Annotated in this window: 10 protein-coding genes; 7 read left to right on the top strand and 3 right to left on the bottom strand. The window is 57.1% G+C overall.

What is annotated here, in order from left to right:
* Positions 1 to 181 precede the first annotated feature (181 nt).
* On the top strand, positions 182 to 1,087 hold the full coding sequence (locus tag N879_RS11050; protein ID WP_021446976.1) for a LysR substrate-binding domain-containing protein: 906 nt from the start codon (positions 182 to 184) through the stop codon (positions 1,085 to 1,087).
* A gap of 42 nt (positions 1,088 to 1,129) precedes the next feature.
* Here N879_RS11050 and N879_RS11045 read toward each other — a convergent pair whose 3' ends face one another.
* The 3 genes from N879_RS11045 to N879_RS11035 all read right to left on the bottom strand — a co-directional run bounded on the left by N879_RS11045 (position 1,130) and on the right by N879_RS11035 (position 4,768).
* Positions 1,130 to 2,026 (bottom strand): cation diffusion facilitator family transporter, encoded by an 897-nt coding sequence (locus N879_RS11045; RefSeq protein ID WP_009461133.1) that lies wholly within the window; start codon positions 2,024 to 2,026, stop codon positions 1,130 to 1,132.
* A 196-nt stretch (positions 2,027 to 2,222) separates the two neighbouring features.
* Complete coding sequence (gene metG, locus N879_RS11040) at positions 2,223 to 4,292, bottom strand: methionine--tRNA ligase (RefSeq protein ID WP_021446975.1); 2,070 nt, start codon at positions 4,290 to 4,292, stop codon at positions 2,223 to 2,225.
* Positions 4,293 to 4,510: 218 nt separating this feature from the next.
* Positions 4,511 to 4,768 carry a hypothetical protein gene (locus N879_RS11035; RefSeq protein WP_009461132.1) on the bottom strand — a complete coding sequence of 86 codons (258 nt, stop codon included), beginning with the start codon at positions 4,766 to 4,768 and terminating at the stop codon, positions 4,511 to 4,513.
* A 102-nt stretch (positions 4,769 to 4,870) separates the two neighbouring features.
* Between N879_RS11035 and apbC the strand changes: the two genes are divergently transcribed.
* The 6 genes from apbC (at position 4,871) to N879_RS11005 (ending at position 16,010) form a co-directional block, all read left to right on the top strand.
* Positions 4,871 to 5,956 (top strand): iron-sulfur cluster carrier protein ApbC, encoded by a 1,086-nt coding sequence (apbC, locus tag N879_RS11030; protein WP_009461131.1) that lies wholly within the window; start codon positions 4,871 to 4,873, stop codon positions 5,954 to 5,956.
* Positions 5,957 to 5,962: 6 nt separating this feature from the next.
* Positions 5,963 to 7,741 carry an autotransporter assembly complex protein TamA gene (locus tag N879_RS11025; protein ID WP_009461130.1) on the top strand — a complete coding sequence of 593 codons (1,779 nt, stop codon included), beginning with the start codon at positions 5,963 to 5,965 and terminating at the stop codon, positions 7,739 to 7,741.
* Positions 7,741 to 11,799, top strand: a complete 4,059-nt coding sequence (locus N879_RS11020) for a translocation/assembly module TamB domain-containing protein (RefSeq protein ID WP_009461129.1) — start codon at positions 7,741 to 7,743, stop codon at positions 11,797 to 11,799. Before N879_RS11025 ends, N879_RS11020 begins: the two co-directional genes overlap by 1 nt.
* A 128-nt stretch (positions 11,800 to 11,927) precedes the next feature.
* Positions 11,928 to 12,491 (top strand): dCTP deaminase, encoded by a 564-nt coding sequence (gene dcd, locus N879_RS11015; protein ID WP_009461128.1) that lies wholly within the window; start codon positions 11,928 to 11,930, stop codon positions 12,489 to 12,491.
* 9 nt (positions 12,492 to 12,500) lie between these two features.
* On the top strand, positions 12,501 to 14,774 hold the full coding sequence (locus N879_RS11010) for an arginine/lysine/ornithine decarboxylase (protein ID WP_009461127.1): 2,274 nt from the start codon (positions 12,501 to 12,503) through the stop codon (positions 14,772 to 14,774).
* Positions 14,775 to 14,780: 6 nt separating this feature from the next.
* Positions 14,781 to 16,010, top strand: coding sequence for an NAD(P)/FAD-dependent oxidoreductase (locus N879_RS11005; RefSeq protein WP_009461126.1), 1,230 nt, complete (start codon positions 14,781 to 14,783; stop codon positions 16,008 to 16,010).
* Positions 16,011 to 16,055 lie beyond the last annotated feature (45 nt).

Below are 16,055 nucleotides of genomic sequence, written 5' to 3'. Positions count from 1 at the left end.
GCAATCCCGGCGGCTGGCAAAAGGCACAGGCGGGATGTCGTTGTAATGCGCGGGACCAATACACCTTAACGACTGCTGGTGATATTTACAAATTAAATGTATAAATCTCTAGTATTTGTTTTTTGAATAAACGGGCGGCGGGGTGGATTACCCTGGCGGATTTCAGAAAGGGTTTGAGCATATGGATCATCAACTATCAAGCAGTCCCAGCCTGAACCGGCCCTTGTACGACCTGGACCTGCTGCGGGCCTTGTTGACGGTAGTCGATTGCGGCAGCTTCACGGCGGCCGCAACGCGTTTGCATTCCACACAGTCCACGATCAGCCAGAAAGTGCGGCGCCTGGAGGAACTGGCCGGGCTGCGTCTGCTGGACCGGGCCAGCCGGGGCGTCAGCACGACTGAAGCGGGGCAGACCCTGTTGGGTTACGCCCGCCAGATGCTGGCTTTGAATCATCAGCTGTCTGAAGCCCTATCCGGTTCTCTGGTGACTATTTCCGTGCGTCTGGGCGTGCCTGAGGACTTTACCAATGGACAGACCATGCGGGCCTTGGCGGGCTTCAACCGTCGCTTCCCGCAGGTGCGTCTGGAAGTCAGTAGCGGCCTGAGCAGCGACCTGCTGGCCGCTTACGATCAGGGTGAGCTGGATCTGGTGCTGGTCAAGCAGCGTCACAATGCCCGTGAAGCGGTGGCTTGTCTACCCGAGCAGACGGCCTGGGTGGATAGTGCGACTGATCCGGTCTTTCATCTGGACCCCATCCCCTTGGTGACCTTCCCGCGTCGGGGTGTGTATCGAGAGGAAATCATCAGTGCTGTCGAGTCCTTGGGACGTCGTTGGCGTATCAGCTTTACCAGTTCCAGCTTGAGCGGTATTCAGGGGGCGGTGGCAGACGGGATGGGGATCAGCTTGCTGCCGCGGCGTGCGGTGCGCGATGACCATGTTGAATTGGGCCAAGCACAAGGTCTGCCCCGTATCGATGCTTTTGAACTGGCGATTTTGCATCGGCCTCATGCCAATGAGATGGTGACGGCCTTGTCCCGTGTACTGGTAGAGATGCTGGCACCCGAGAGCGCCCGCCGTCCTGGATAGCCTGCTGTTGGGCTGGCGAGGCTCGTAGAGCTTAGACAGGGTTTAGCGCTTGGGTGTGACCGGATCAAAGTGCGTCATGACATCCAGCACGGGCTCTTCGGCCATTACACGGTCCCGTGCGGCCACGGCAATGGCATGACCTTGTGCAATAGTCAGGGTGCCGTCCATTTCCAGATCCACTTCTACCCAGATCATGTCACCCAGCTTGCGGGTTCTTAGCTGGTGTATGCCTTCCACACCGGGGGTCTCGCGCAAGAGCTTGGCAATGCGCTCTTCCGTTTCCTGATCGACCGCTTTATCGGTCAGGTCGTGAAATGCGCCAATAGAAAACTTCCAGCCCATGCGCAGAATCATCAAACCCACAATACTGGCGGCCAAGGGGTCGCCCAAGGGCAGACCTGCCAGGTTGGCCATCACCCCGACGCTGACGACCAGCGAGGAGGCTGCGTCGGAGCGCGCGTGCCAGGCATTGGCAACCAGCATGGTCGAGCGCAAGCGCTTCGCGACACGCAACATGTAGCGAAACAGGAGTTCTTTACTACAGAGCGCGATGAAGGCAATGGCCAGGGCAATCGGGTGTACTGCTTCGATGCTGCTGGGGTCGCGCAAGGAAGACACGGCATTCCATAGCATGCCCAGTCCGACGGCCAGCAAGAGGCCGCCAATGGCCAGGGTGGCCGCCGTTTCGTAGCGCAAATGTCCGTAAGGGTGATCTGCGTCCGGACCTCGACGGCTATGGCGGTTGGCGATCAGCACTACAAAGTCCGACAGCAGGTCGGACAGGGAGTGGATGGCGTCAGCAATCAGGGCCTGCGAATGAGCAAACAGACCCACCACAATTTGCAGCACGCTCAAACTGATATTGACGATGACACTGACCCAGGTGGAGCGCTGCGCACCAAGGTGCCGATCCAGTTCAGTAGGGGGGATGTTTTCCATGCCAAGAGGTCCTTGCATTCAAAGCAGCAGACTGTGCATCAATACAGCAGTTTCAAGATAAAGAGTGTATCGGCTTTCCGGGGTTACGGGGCGCTGAAAGGGGCTTGGCAGACTGTTTTGAGCCTGTTCTTTGGTAGATGTAGACAAAAAAGCCTCGCTTTTTCGGCGAGGCTCTTTTGCGTATCAGGAATGCGTCTTAATTGATGCGCATACCGGGCTGGGCACCGGGGAATGGTTCCAGAATATAGATGCCTTGATCCACCGCATCATCCGCATGGCTGGCCGCCAGCACCATGCCCTCGGATACGCCGAAACGCATCTTGCGAGGAGCCAGGTTAGCGACCAGTACCGTCAGCTTGCCGATCAGATCTTCGGGCTGGTAAGCCGACTTGATGCCGGAGAACACTTGGCGCAAGCGGCCTTCGCCAGTGTCCAGGCTCAGACGCAGCAGCTTGTCCGAACCTTCTACGGCTTCGCAACTGACGATTTTGGCAATGCGCAGGTCCACCTTGATGAAGTCCTTGATGTCGATGGTTTCGGCAATGGCTTCACCACCGGGCAACACGACGGGAGCGGGTGGCGGAGCCAGCAGCTCGTCCACCATGGCGCTGTCTACTCGCTGCATCAGATGCTTGAAGGGAGCGATGTGATCAGGCAAGGCAGCCACGTCGTCCCAGACAAAGTCGCGGTCCAGACCAAACAGTTCGTGGGCCACGCGATGGGTCAGGGTGGGCAAGATGGCGGTCAGCATGACGGATAAGCCCTTGAAGCCAGCCAGGGTGCGCGAGCAAATATCTTGCAGCGCATCTTTCTGAGCTTGCTCGGCGGTCGCAATGCCTTTGGCCATGACCCAAGGTTGGGCGGTATCAAAAGCCTGGTTGATGATGTCGGCCTGAGCCATGATCTGGCGCACGGCACGACCATACTCGCGGCTTTCCAAGTCGGTGCGGACTTTCTCGGCGACTTCCTTGAGCTGGTTTTGCAGTTCGGAAGTGTCGCCCTGGTATGCCAGCTTGCCATCAAAATGCTTGCTGATGAAGTTGGCGGCACGGCTGGCGATGTTGACGTACTTGCCAATCAGGTCGCTGTTGACGCGGGCAATGAAGTCGTCAGGATTGAAATCCATGTCTTCGACGTGCGAGTTCAGCTTGGCGGCCATGTAATAGCGCATCCACTCTGCATCCATGCCCAGCTCCAGGTAGCGCAGAGGCGAAATGCCGGTGCCACGGCTCTTGGACATTTTCTCGCCGCTAACCGTGATGAAACCGTGCACGTTCAAGGCGTCAGGCACTTTACGGCCGGAGAACTTCAGCATGGCAGGCCAGAACAGGGCGTGGAAGTACACGATGTCCTTGCCGATGAAGTGGACCTGCTCGGTGCTGCCTTCCGGATCCAGCAAGGCATCAAAGTCCAGACCGGCCTTGGCGCAGTAGGCTTTCAAGGAGGCCAGATAGCCAACAGGGGCGTCCAGCCAGACGTAGAAATATTTGCCGGGAGCGTCCGGAATCGGGATGCCGTAGTAGGGTTCGTCGCGGGAAATATCCCAGTCGTTCAGAGAGGCCTCTGCGCCTTCGCCTGTACCCAGCCATTCGCGGGTCTTGCCCAGCACTTCCGATTGCAGACGTGGCTTGCCCTGGGCGTTCTTGCCCGTGGTCCACTCTTGCAGGAAGGCTACGCAGCGCGGGTCGGACAGACGGAAGAAAAAGTGCTCCGAGGTCTTTAACACCGGACGTGCATTGGTCAGGGTGGAGTAGGGCTCGATCAGTTCGGTAGGAGCGTAAACCGCGCTACAGACTTCGCAGCTGTCGCCGTACTGGTCCTTGGCGTGACACTTGGGGCACTCGCCCTTGATGTAACGATCGGGCAGGAACATGCCTTTGACCGGATCGTAGAACTGTTCGATGGTGCGGGTGTCAATAAAGCCGGCGCTTTTCAGCGTGCGGTAGATATCCTGGGCCAGTTCGACGTTGTCTGGCGAGTCCGTACGGTGCCAGTGGTCGAATTTGACGTTAAAGCCGTTCAGGTAGGTGGGGCGCTCGGCCGCGATCTTGTCTACCAACTGAGCGGGGGTAATGCCAGCGCTTTCTGCCTTGAGCATGATGGGCGCGCCATGGGCGTCGTCCGCACACACAAAATGCACAGTATGTCCCGACATTCGCATGGACCGAACCCAGATGTCGGCCTGGATATATTCCATGATGTGGCCGATGTGAAACGAGCCGTTGGCATACGGCAGGGCGGTCGTAACAAATATCGTTCGTGACATGACTTAACAAAATAAAAGAGAAAGGGAACAAGGATTCTACGGTCTATTGCACACTTGTGCTGCGCCAGACCGAGGAATGTCCACGGGCAAAGTGCTGATCGGCAATTGCGAATGATACAAATGCACACACCCTGAGCCTTTGACGACTCAGGGTGTTCGGGGGCAGTGCCTAATCAGCGTTGCTGCTCGCCAAAGGCTTGGCGAACAGTCAAGAACTGTTAAGGAATCTCGCGCATCTCGATGTCGGTGACATCACGCGAACGTGGTGTGGTCGACTGTTTGCTGGCAGCGGCAGGGCGGCGGCGCTGGTCCCAATAGGCTTTGACGCCGAAAGGACGGCCACTAATACGCGCCACAATGTATAAAATGCCGATCGCAATAGCGGTAGAAACCATGAAGATAAACGCCATGATTGCACCGAAAATTGTCAGCAAGACAAAGAGGGCTGTGCGGATAATCTGGTTAAATGTGTTCATAGGGTTAGTATGACATCATAAGTGTAAAAAAATTCCTCTTGAACCGCTAATTTTCTGGTTTAAAGGTATGGTGATGTTTCTTTATATCAAGGTTTTGGATAAATGACAGTGAGTTCCGAGCGCGTGTTGCAAGCCCTGGCGAGTGTGACCGATCCCAACACGTTAAAGAAGTTATCGGTCGATGCGGGTCGATGCGAGCTGAGCATTGACCAGAACCAGGTTGAGCTGACTTTGCACCTGCCCTATACGGCTTATGACATTCAGGGACAGCTGCGCGAACGTATCGAGCAAGCCTTGACAGGCGTGGGTGCCACCCTGTCCAAGCTGCATTTGAATCCCCGCATTGGCGTGCATGCTGTGCAGGAAGGGTTGCGACCCATGCCCAATATCCGCAACATTATTGCGGTGTCCTCGGGCAAGGGCGGTGTGGGTAAAAGTACAACGTCGGTGAACCTGGCTTTGGCCTTGCATATGCAAGGTGCGCGTGTTGGTTTGCTGGATGCGGATATTTATGGCCCTAGCGTGCCCACCATGCTGGGCCTGCACGAGCGCCCACGCAGTGCAGACGGCAAGATGATGGAGCCGCTGATTGGTCACGGTTTGCAAGCCAACTCGATTGGTTTCCTGCTGGACGAAGACGCTCCCGCAATCTGGCGCGGCCCGATGGCAACCCAGGCGCTGACACAGCTGCTTACACAAACGCGTTGGGATGATCTGGACTACCTGATTATCGATATGCCTCCCGGCACTGGCGATATCGCCTTGACCTTGTCGCAGAAAGTGCCTTTGACGGGTGCAGTGATTGTGACCACTCCTCAGGATCTGGCGCTGATCGATGCCAAGCGTGGCTTGAACATGTTCCAGAAGGTGAATGTGCCTGTTCTGGGTATTGTGGAAAACATGTCGGTCCATATCTGCTCGAACTGTGGTCATGCTGACCCGGTCTTCGGTCAGCATGGTGGTCGCGATATGGCCAGCCAGTTCAACGTGCCTTGGCTGGGTGCCTTGCCGTTGGCAATGAGCATTCGGGCTCAGACCGACTCCGGTACCCCGACGGTGATTGCCAGCGCAGACAGTCCCGAGGCCCGCCTGTATCACGAGATTGCCAATCGCGTTTCGGCTAACTTGTCGCAACTTCCTCCAGACACGTCGGGGCAGCGCCCCAAGGTTGTTCCTCGTCCTCTTTGAGTACGTATGCGCAAATCCGGCTTTTGCCTGTTGTTTTCGATAGTCCTGAGCCCTGCAGTATGGGCTCAGTCTTCCGTTCCCGATGTCATTATTGATCCGGGGGGCGTGCCCCCCCAGGCGCTGAAAGAAATTCAGCGCGCGGTCAGTGCCATTACACGTTTGGCGGAAGACCAGGACTTGGGAGAGGTCTCGCGTCTGCGGCGCCGGGCTCACGATGCGACCGTCTCCGCCTTGCAGACTCAGGGTTATTTTGACTCTGTGGTCACGCTGGAGGTGGGTGAGGATTCCAGCGGTGAATATTGGGACATCATTATTCAGCCGGGCGAAATCACGCGCGTACGAGACATTGCCCTGGACTTCAAAGGCAAGATTCAGGAGCCGGAATATCAGGTGCGTCTGGAAGGGATCAAAGCCAGCTTTCCTTTGAAAGTGGACGATCCCTTTTTGAATTCGGTCTGGTCCTCCGCCAAGTCGGATCTGCTGGAAAGTGTACAGCGCCAGGACTTTTACTACGCTCGTTACATAGACACGCGGGCAACCGTATTGGCCGATGAAGGCGTGGCCGACCTTTCCCTGAAAGTGGATAGCGGGCCGAGGGTTCGCATGGGGCCGCTGGAAACCACTGGTCTGAAGCGAGTTCCCCAGTCTCTGGTAGACCGCTATGTGCGCTATACCCCCGGTGATCCTTACGATCAGGACAAGCTGGACGAGTGGCAGCAATCTTTGGCTGCCACCACTTTTTTCCGGGGTGCCTTTGTCACCCTGGATGAACAAGCCGGCAAAAAGAAAGAGCTTCCAGATGGTGATGTAGAACTGCCTGTACGTGTACGGGTTACAGAAGCGCCATCCAGGCAGTTCACCGGCTCCTTGGGTTTTGACAGTGACCACGGCGCGCGTGTTGAGGCCTTGTATCGAAAGAATATTGTGTTTGGCCTGCCGATCTGGACCGAGGCCGGTATTGGCGTGGATAAAAAACGTCAGCGGGCCTTTTATGACATTCACTTGCCGCCCACCATTAGCGGCTACAAGAACAGTTTTGGTGTCTTGTACGATCGCTCGGACATTGAAGGTTTGGACACGGAGCGGGCGGCCCTGGGCTGGAAGCTGCGCCAGGAGCGACAGGCAGCGGGCAATAGCCGCGTGGAATATGAAACCGAATGGGGCTTACTGGGCGCCTGGGACAAGACCAAGATTTCCGGTCTGCCCACCCGTGAAACACCTTCTGCCATTGCAACCTGGCAATGGCTGCGTCGGGACGTAGACAAGAAGTACGATCCGCGCGAAGGCAATCTGATTGATTTTGGCGTGGGCGCCGGTGTCACGCTGGACAAGGGCGAGACCTTTTACCGCAGTAATTTGCGATTGCAGCAGTGGTGGCCAGTTGGGGAGCGGGATATTTTGTCCCTGCGGGGTGAAATCGGTAAGGTTTGGCGCATGACGGACCGCACACCGCCTGACTTCGGTTATCGCACCGGGGGCGCTCGTAGTGTCCGTGGCTACAAATATCAAAGCATTGGGCTTCGACAAGGCGACGCCGTGGTGGGCGCGCCAGCCATGGCCGTAGCCAGCGTGGAATACACGCACTTTTTCACCAGTATGTATGGCATGCGCGCTTTTGTTGACGTGGGTGACGCTGCGCCCAGCTTTGGTGATATGGATTTAGCCTGGGGCTACGGTTTGGGTGCGGTGGTGCGCACCCCTGCTGGCCCTTTCAATCTTGATCTGGCCTATGGTCAGCGAGACAAACGCGTACGTTTGAGCTTTTCTTTGGGAATCGCATTTTAATGGCTTGGGTTCGGCGCTGGTTCCGATATTTCGCTTTGTGGGGCATTCCTTTTGTGGTGATTGCCCTGCTGCTTGTTTGCGGCTTTGTGTATTGGGTGCTGGCCAGTCAGGCCGGTACAAGCTGGGCCTTGCGCACGGCTTTGCCCTATGCGCAGGGCAGCGCCCAAGGCGTGCGCGGAACCATTTGGGATGGCTTGAGTATCGACCACCTGGTGCTGGGCTTGCCGGACACCCATGTGGATATCGAGCGTTTGCGCTTGCAGGCCAACTGGAAAGAACTGTGGGAACGCCGCCTGCACGTGGTAGAGCTTAGTGCTCAGAAAGTGGATGTGGCCTTGACCTCCTCGGACGAGCCCAAGTCCGATGAGCCCTTCACAATGCCCGAGCTGCCTATTAGTATTGCCGTGGACAAGCTGGCTTTGGGGCAGTTCTTGTTAACGCAGGATGGCACGCCCTTGCCGGTCGCGATTGCGGATTTGTCTTCGGCACTGGCGTTGGATTCCGACAGCGCGCAGCTTCGACTGTACGATTTGATGGTGGCTAATGAGTCCATCCGCGCCGGCTTTCAGGGTGAGGTGGAGTTGGCGGGACTACAAGCGCCTTACCCGGCACGAGCCGATATTCAAATCATTGCTCGCGGTTTGACGGCCGATTCGCCTATTTGTGCGAAACAGTATTTGCCTGCTTATGCAGAGCCGTCGAAATCCGGCAAACCTGCCGAGAAGGCAGTAGTCGATCGGTCCAAAAAAACAGCCACGGTTGAAACGGCCAAGACCAGTGCCAAGGCTGCAATAACACAGCAAGGTCAAGCTGAGGCCAGCGCCCCGAGTCATGCAACTCCTGCCAGCCCGCCAGTCGATCAGCCCGTAGACGCCCAGGGTGTCGCCGGAGTCATCAGCTCCGAGCCCGAGGGTAGTACGGGTCTTGTCGATGAAGAACGTATCCAGGAACCAGTTGCTGTTCCTGAGCCCGAGCCTTTGCCCGATTGTGTGGTCAACGCTCAAATCACCTTGAATGGCTCTCTGGAACAAGCCACCTTGCTGCTTAACGGTCAGGGCCAGGGCTATAGCCTGGACGCCAGCGCAGAATTGAGCCCGCTGGATTCCGTGCCAGTGCGTCAGGCCAAGGTGGCGGTGAAACTGCCAGACGAGTCCTCGCTGGATGCAGACTTCGCCTGGGATGCCACGCAGGAAGGTGTGCACGTTCAGGATCATTTCAAAGGTCAGTTCCGCAGCGACAAGCTGGATCTGCATGCCTTGTTGGGCGATGTGCTGCCCGACGCCCTGATTAATACCCAAGGCCAGTTCGATGTGGTCTTGGCGGATAAAGAACAATTGCTCTCCGCGGATGTGGATGTGCAGCTTTTGCAGGGTAGTCGCTGGAACAAGCAGGCCGCTATCGGGCAGATCAAGGCAAAAGCGTCGGCTCCGGCTCAGCCGGGCCAAGCGGATTGGTGGCGTTTGCTGTCGGTTTCGGATGTGCTCACCGATATGAAGATCGGGGATAACCAGGTTCAGTTGAAAGGTGGTTTTGGCATGTCTGGCAAGGCCGAGCTGGATTTGCTGGCGAAGATGCCTCGTGCCGAGCAACTGTGGCCTGGCCTGGAGCTGGGCAAGGCGTCGGCAGAAGGGCAGTTGCGTGGCGATATCGCTCATCACACCCTGCAGTTGAAGGGCCAGTACGACTTGGGCGGCAAGGCCAAGGGGCAGTTGGGCCAAGGCATGGCCGAGGCCGATCTGGCACTGGAAGGTGGCTGGCATTTTGCCGATCAGGGCAAGGCCGCGTATTGGGATGGCAAGATAAACCGTTTGGTGGCCGACCATGCCGGTTTGATCGTGCGTTTGCAGTCGGCACTGCCTGTGCGTTTTACCGATGCTCTGCGGGCGCCGGAGCCTCCTGTTCAAGTTGCCACAGCAGAGGCCAAGGACCAATCCAAGGTTGAAGGTGGTGCAGCAGGCCAGGGGGCCGCCAAGGAAGAAGGAGCGGCTCAAGCCGGTATAAATCCGGAAACGAAGGACAACCCCGATACTAAGTCTGCTGCTGCGGCCAATGCTGCTCCGTCTGCTTCATCGGCAGCAGAGCAAGCGAAGGCACAGGCTGGCGTTCCCGAAAACGCAGCCGATAAAACAGCAAACGCTCCCAAGGCACCCGAGCCTTTGGCTCCCTGGTCAGTGCGAGTTGGTGCCGGTACCTTGAGCACCACAGTTGATGGCGAACCCTGGATCAATCTGCGTCATCAGGAATCCACTTACCAGCCTGGACAATGGGCCAGCCGTGGTGAGTTGTTGGACCTGGTCCTGTCCGAGCCTCGCATCGCGCGCTTGCTGCGCAAAGTTGGCGTAGAAGAGAACGCTGACAAGGCCAAGGGTGGTGTCAAGATTGCCAAGAACAAGAAAACTCAGCCGCCCGAAATTGATATCAAAGCGCGCTGGGACCTGAAATTTAATGGCGCCTTGTCCGGCCAGGTGCGCGTCGACCGCGTGGCGGGGGATGTACAGGTTTTTGCTGAGCCGCCCATGTCCCTGGGGCTGGAAGATCTGAGTATCGTCATCAATGCGAAACCTACCTCGGCCACGACCAGCCGTCTGGATGCTCAGATGGATGTGCGTACCAAGGAAATGGGTTACGTCACAGCCAAGGCCCAGACTCCTCTTCACGGGCTGGCCTTGAATGAGAACGATCGCAAAACGGTCAGCATACAAGCCAATATTGATGACTTGAGCTGGACGCGCCTGTTCCTGGGCGATGCCATGGAGCTGGGCGGTCGCTTGAATGCAGACGTGAATATTGATGTGGGTGCGAAATGGGCCTGGACTAGTCGTGGCACGGTAAGGGGCCGCGAGTTGCGTTTCACACGTCTGGATGACGGCATCCGTCTAATTGACGGTCAGTTGGATGCCCGTTTCGATGGTGACATCTTCCGCCTGGAGTCCTTGACGTTCCCGGCTCGCCCACGAGTAGAGCCGCAGGAATGGCGTACCGCAACCTGGCTGAAAGAGAGCCCGGACGCCAAGGATGGCAGGCTGACTGTGTCGGGGCAGTGGAACCTGAGCACTCAGCAAGGGGCCTTTGACGTGGATATTTTCCGCTTCCCGATTCTGCAGCGCTCCGATCGTTACGCCATGATGTCCGGCAATATCAATCTGGACATGGAACTGCCGCGTATTGCCATTACCGGCAAGGTTGTTGCTGATGCGGGTTGGTTCAACCTGGACATGTTGGGTGGTATTCCCACTGTTGATAGCGATGTGGTGATTGTGCGGGCAGGCGACGAACCGGCTTCCGAGCCTTCCCAGGCTGCAACCGACATGAGCATGGAAATTGATGTGGATCTGGGGCCGCGTTTTTACCTGACGGGTTACGGCGTGAACTCCGGTCTGGTTGGCAGCCTGAGGGTCACCATGATTGGCGGCAAGTTGACCGGCATGGGTGCCTTGCGCACTCGTGGCGGGCGAATTGAGCTCTATGGTCAGAAGTTGCTGCTCAAGCGCGGAACCGTGACCTTCCAGGGTGACATTACCTCGCCTATTCTGGACATCGAAGCCTTGCGTACCGGTCAGGCTGTAGAGGCAGGTGTTAAGGTAGCCGGTACGGCTCGCAAGCCCAGAATCGATTTGGTGTCCTACCCGGAAGTCAGCGAAGTTGAAAAACTGTCCTGGCTCCTGCTGGGCCACGGGCCGGATGATTCTGGTGGTGACATGGCCTTGCTGCTCAGTGTCGGGACGTCCTTCCTGGGCGATGGCGAGCCCTTCTACCGCAAGTTCGGGATTGATGAAGTGGCGATGCGCTCGGGCGACCTGGGCAGTGCCGGTAGCATTTTGCCGGTGGAAAGTGTGGTCAAATCCCTGAACAGCGGCACCAGCAACGAAGAGCGCAAGTTTATTGCGATCACCAAGGCACTGACGGCGGATATTTCCGTTAGCCTGGAGCAGGCCATGGCCGATACCGGAACGGTGGGTCGAGCCAGCTACCGCCTGGCACGAGGCCTGACGGCTGAGGTCAGCGCCGGTACGGTAAACGGTCTGGCCCTGATTTACCGCTGGTTCTCGAAGGATTGATGCAGGCTTGCCCGGCGCAAAGCGGGCAGAGAATTGTGGCGCAAATGACATATTTGCGCCGCAATTGGCTTGTGTGTGTATCTAAACGATAAAATAACCGGTTACTGATTTAAGGCGGCTAATTTCTTATGAGTATCAAAAGCGACCGTTGGATTCGGCGGGCTGCTGCCCAGGGCATGATCGAGCCTTTCGAGCCAGGCCAAGTGCGCAATGTAGACGGACAACGTATCGTCAGCTACGGCACCAGCAGCTATGGCTACGATGTGCGTTGTGCCAACGAATTCAAGATTTTCACCAACATCAACTCGACCATCGTGGACCCCAAGGCTTTCGATGAAAAATCCTTTGTGGATTTTGTCGGTGATGTGTGCATTATTCCGCCCAATTCTTTCGCGCTGGCCCGCACGGTTGAGTACTTTCGTATTCCTCGCAGTGTGTTGACCATGTGTCTGGGCAAAAGTACTTATGCCCGTTGCGGCATCATCGTGAACGTGACTCCGCTGGAACCCGAGTGGGAAGGCCACGTCACCCTGGAGTTTTCCAATACCACCCCGCTGCCCGCCAAGATTTACGCCGGTGAAGGGTGTGCACAGATGTTGTTCTTTGAAAGCGATGAAGTGTGCGAAGTGTCGTACCGCGACCGCGGCGGCAAATATCAAGGTCAGCTAGGCGTTACCCTGCCTCGTACCTAGGAGTTCTGGATGAAGTTTCGTTTTCCCATCGTCATCATCGACGAAGACTACCGTTCCGAAAATACGTCGGGCCTGGGCATTCGAGCCCTGGCCTCGGCGATAGAGGCCGAAGGCGTAGAGGTTCTCGGGGTCACCAGCTATGGTGACCTTAGTTCTTTTGCGCAACAGCAAAGCCGCGCGAGCGCCTTCATTTTGTCGATTGATGATGAGGAATTCGATGTGGATTCCCCGGAGGATGTCGCCAATGCGATCAAGAACCTGCGCTCCTTTATTGGCGAGCTGCGGTTCCGCAACGAGGACATCCCCATCTATCTGTACGGCGAGACACGCACCTCGCAGCATATCCCCAACGATATTTTGCGCGAGCTGCACGGCTTCATTCACATGTTCGAGGACACGCCCGAGTTCGTGGCGCGTCACATCATCCGTGAAGCCCGCTCCTACCTGGAAAGCCTGGCGCCGCCGTTTTTCCGCGAGCTGGTCAAGTACGCTTCTGACGGTTCCTATTCCTGGCACTGCCCAGGGCATTCGGGAGGCGTAGCCTTTCTGAAAAGCCCGGTTGGCCAGATGTTTCACCAGTTTTTTGGTGAAAACATGTTGCGTGCCGACGTCTGTAATGCGGTCGATGAATTGGGCCAACTGCTGGACCACACCGGCCCGGTGGCCGAGGCCGAGCGCAATGCTGCCCGTATCTTCCATGCCGACCACTGCTTTTTCGTGACGAACGGAACGTCCACGTCCAACAAGATCGTCTGGCACGCCAATGTGGCCAATAACGACGTGGTGGTTGTGGACCGTAACTGCCACAAGTCGATTCTGCACGCCATTACCATGACGGGCGCTATCCCGGTGTTTCTGCGCCCCACGCGCAACCACCTGGGCATTATTGGCCCGATTCCGCAAGATGAGTTCCTGCCGGAAAACATTGCGCGCAAGATCGAGGCCAACCCCTTTGCCAGCAAGGCCAAGAACAAGAAGCCTCGTATTCTGACGCTGACGCAAAGCACCTATGACGGTGTGATCTACAACGTGGAAATGATCAAGGAAACCCTGGACTCCAAGATCCCCACGCTGCACTTTGATGAAGCCTGGTTGCCGCATGCGGCGTTCCACGATTTCTATCACGACATGCACGCCATTGGTGCGGACCGTCCGCGCACCAAAGACACCATGATCTACGCCACGCACTCCACGCATAAAATGCTGGCTGGCTTGTCGCAGGCGTCCCAGATTACGGTGCAGGATGCGGAGAACCGCCCCTTGGACCGCAACGTGTTCAATGAAGCCTACCTGATGCACACCAGCACCAGCCCGCAGTACGCGATTATTGCGTCCTGTGATGTGGCGGCGGCCATGATGGAGCCGCCCGGCGGCACCGCACTGGTCGAGGAAAGCATTTGCGAGGCCATGGACTTTCGTCGCGCCATGCGCAAGGTGTCCAAGGAATACGGCGAGAACGACTGGTGGTTCAAGGTTTGGGGCCCGGATAATCTGCCTGAAGAAGGCATAGGCGAGCGCGACGACTGGATTCTGCGCTCCGATGCGGAGTGGCACGGCTTTGGCAAGTTGTCGACCAACTTCAACATGCTGGACCCGGTCAAAGCCACGGTAGTGACTCCTGGCCTGGATATTTCCGGCACCTTTGCTGAACAGGGTATTCCTGCCGCTCTGGTCTCCAAGTATCTGGCCGAGCACGGCGTGGTAGTCGAAAAAACCGGCCTGTATTCCTTCTTTATTCTGTTCACCATTGGCATCACCAAAGGCCGCTGGAATACCTTGCTGACCGCCTTGCAGCAGTTCAAGGACGATTACGACCGCAATCAGCCCATGTGGCGCATTTTGCCGGACTTCTGCAAGACTCAGCCTACCTACGAGCGCATGGGTTTGCGTGACCTGTGTCAGCAGATTCACCAGGCCTATCGCAAGTACGATCTGGCTCGCCTGACGACCGAGGTGTACCTGAGCGACATGGTTCCCGCTTTGAAGCCTTCGGATGCCTATGCCAAGATGGCGCACGGCGATATCGAGCGCGTTGGCATTGACGAACTGGAAGGCCGTGTGACGGGTGTCTTGCTGACGCCTTACCCTCCCGGTATTCCCTTGCTGATTCCTGGCGAACGCTTTAACTCGCGCATTGTGGAGTACCTGCAATTTGCACGCGAGTTCAATGCCCGCTTCCCTGGCTTTGAGACCTATGTGCATGGACTGGCGCAGGATATCGGCCCTGATGGACTGCCACGCTACTACGTAGATTGTGTGCTTGAGTCTGAAACCAACGAGTAAACCCGCGTGATCCCTTTTTTTGATGTTGCCGTCATCGGCGCAGGTGCGGCCGGTATGATGGCTGCCAGTATCGCAGGCCAGCGCGGCCTGCGAGTGGTACTGATTGATCACGCTGAAAAGCTGGCCGAGAAAATCCGTATTTCCGGTGGAGGGCGCTGCAACTTCACCAATACGGGCACCTCGCCCGAGAATTTTCTGTCCAAGAATCCGCATTTTTGCCGTTCGGCCTTGGCGGGCTATACCCCTCAGGATTTTCTGGAGCTGGTGCGGGAGTACCGCATCGGCTTTCATGAAAAGCACAAAGGCCAGTTGTTCTGTGATGATTCCAGCGAGTCCATCATCCAGATGCTGCGTCAGGAGTGTTTGAAAGGGCAGGTGTCCTGGCGCATGCCCTGTTCGGTGCAGTCCATTGGCCGTACCGAGGACGGCTTTGTGCTGCGCACCGGTCAGGGGGATTTGAATGCCTTGCAAGTGGTGATTGCCACGGGCGGCATGGCGATTCCGCAGCTGGGTTCCACGGACTATGCCTTGCGCGTGGCACGTCACTTCGGCTTGAAAGTGATTGAGCCGCACCCCGCTCTAGTCCCTTTGACCTTTGACGGTCGGGATTGGAAGCCATTTTCTGCTTTGAGCGGCATGGCTTTGGAGGTGGAGGTCAGCACAGGGCAGGGCAAGCAACGTCAGGCCTTTCTGGAAGATCTGCTGTTTACGCACCGTGGCTTGTCCGGGCCGGGTATCTTGCAGATCTCCAGCTACTGGCAGTCGGGCGAGAGCATTAGTGTGGACTTGGCTCCCGGTCAGGACATCGCGCAACAATTATTGGATCTGAAGGCGGGTAACCGTCAGCAACTGGTCACTGTCTTGTCGACCTTGTGGCCGCGCCGTCTGGTCGAACAATGGCTGGATACCTCGGACTTGTTGCCCAAAGGCGTGGGACAGCAACGTCTGGCTGATCTGCCGGATCGCGTGTTGCGCACGGTGGGACAGGTGATTAATGGCTGGGAGTTGAAACCTAGTGGCACCGCAGGCTATAAAAAGGCGGAAGTGATGAGCGGTGGCGTGGATACACGCGAGCTCAATCAGAAGAGCATGGAAGCGCGTAAAGTACCTGGTCTGTACTTCATCGGTGAAGCGGTCGATGTCACCGGCTGGCTGGGCGGGTATAACTTCCAATGGGCCTGGGCGTCGGCAGCAGCGTGTGCACGCGCCTTGAAGACACAGGCAGAGCAGGGTTAAGTATGCGAGCAGGAAGGGCAGTGGGCATGGTCTGCTGCCGTTTCT

It is taken from the genome of Alcaligenes sp. EGD-AK7, from assembly GCF_000465875.3.
Taxonomy (GTDB): domain Bacteria; phylum Pseudomonadota; class Gammaproteobacteria; order Burkholderiales; family Burkholderiaceae_B; genus Alcaligenes; species Alcaligenes phenolicus.
The sequence above is the reverse complement of the archived record's forward strand: the minus strand, read 5'-3'. Positions and strand labels throughout refer to the sequence as shown.

Coding starts and splice junctions, on each gene's coding strand:
- N879_RS11010 (WP_009461127.1), top strand. CDS start 12,501: ATGAAGTTTCGTTTTCCCATCGTCATCATCGACGAAGACTACCGTTCC.
- dcd (WP_009461128.1), top strand. CDS start 11,928: ATGAGTATCAAAAGCGACCGTTGGATTCGGCGGGCTGCTGCCCAGGGC.
- apbC (WP_009461131.1), top strand. CDS start 4,871: ATGACAGTGAGTTCCGAGCGCGTGTTGCAAGCCCTGGCGAGTGTGACC.
- N879_RS11035 (WP_009461132.1), bottom strand. CDS start 4,768: ATGAACACATTTAACCAGATTATCCGCACAGCCCTCTTTGTCTTGCTG.
- N879_RS11045 (WP_009461133.1), bottom strand. CDS start 2,026: ATGGAAAACATCCCCCCTACTGAACTGGATCGGCACCTTGGTGCGCAG.
- N879_RS11025 (WP_009461130.1), top strand. CDS start 5,963: ATGCGCAAATCCGGCTTTTGCCTGTTGTTTTCGATAGTCCTGAGCCCT.
- N879_RS11050 (WP_021446976.1), top strand. CDS start 182: ATGGATCATCAACTATCAAGCAGTCCCAGCCTGAACCGGCCCTTGTAC.
- N879_RS11020 (WP_009461129.1), top strand. CDS start 7,741: ATGGCTTGGGTTCGGCGCTGGTTCCGATATTTCGCTTTGTGGGGCATT.
- metG (WP_021446975.1), bottom strand. CDS start 4,292: ATGTCACGAACGATATTTGTTACGACCGCCCTGCCGTATGCCAACGGC.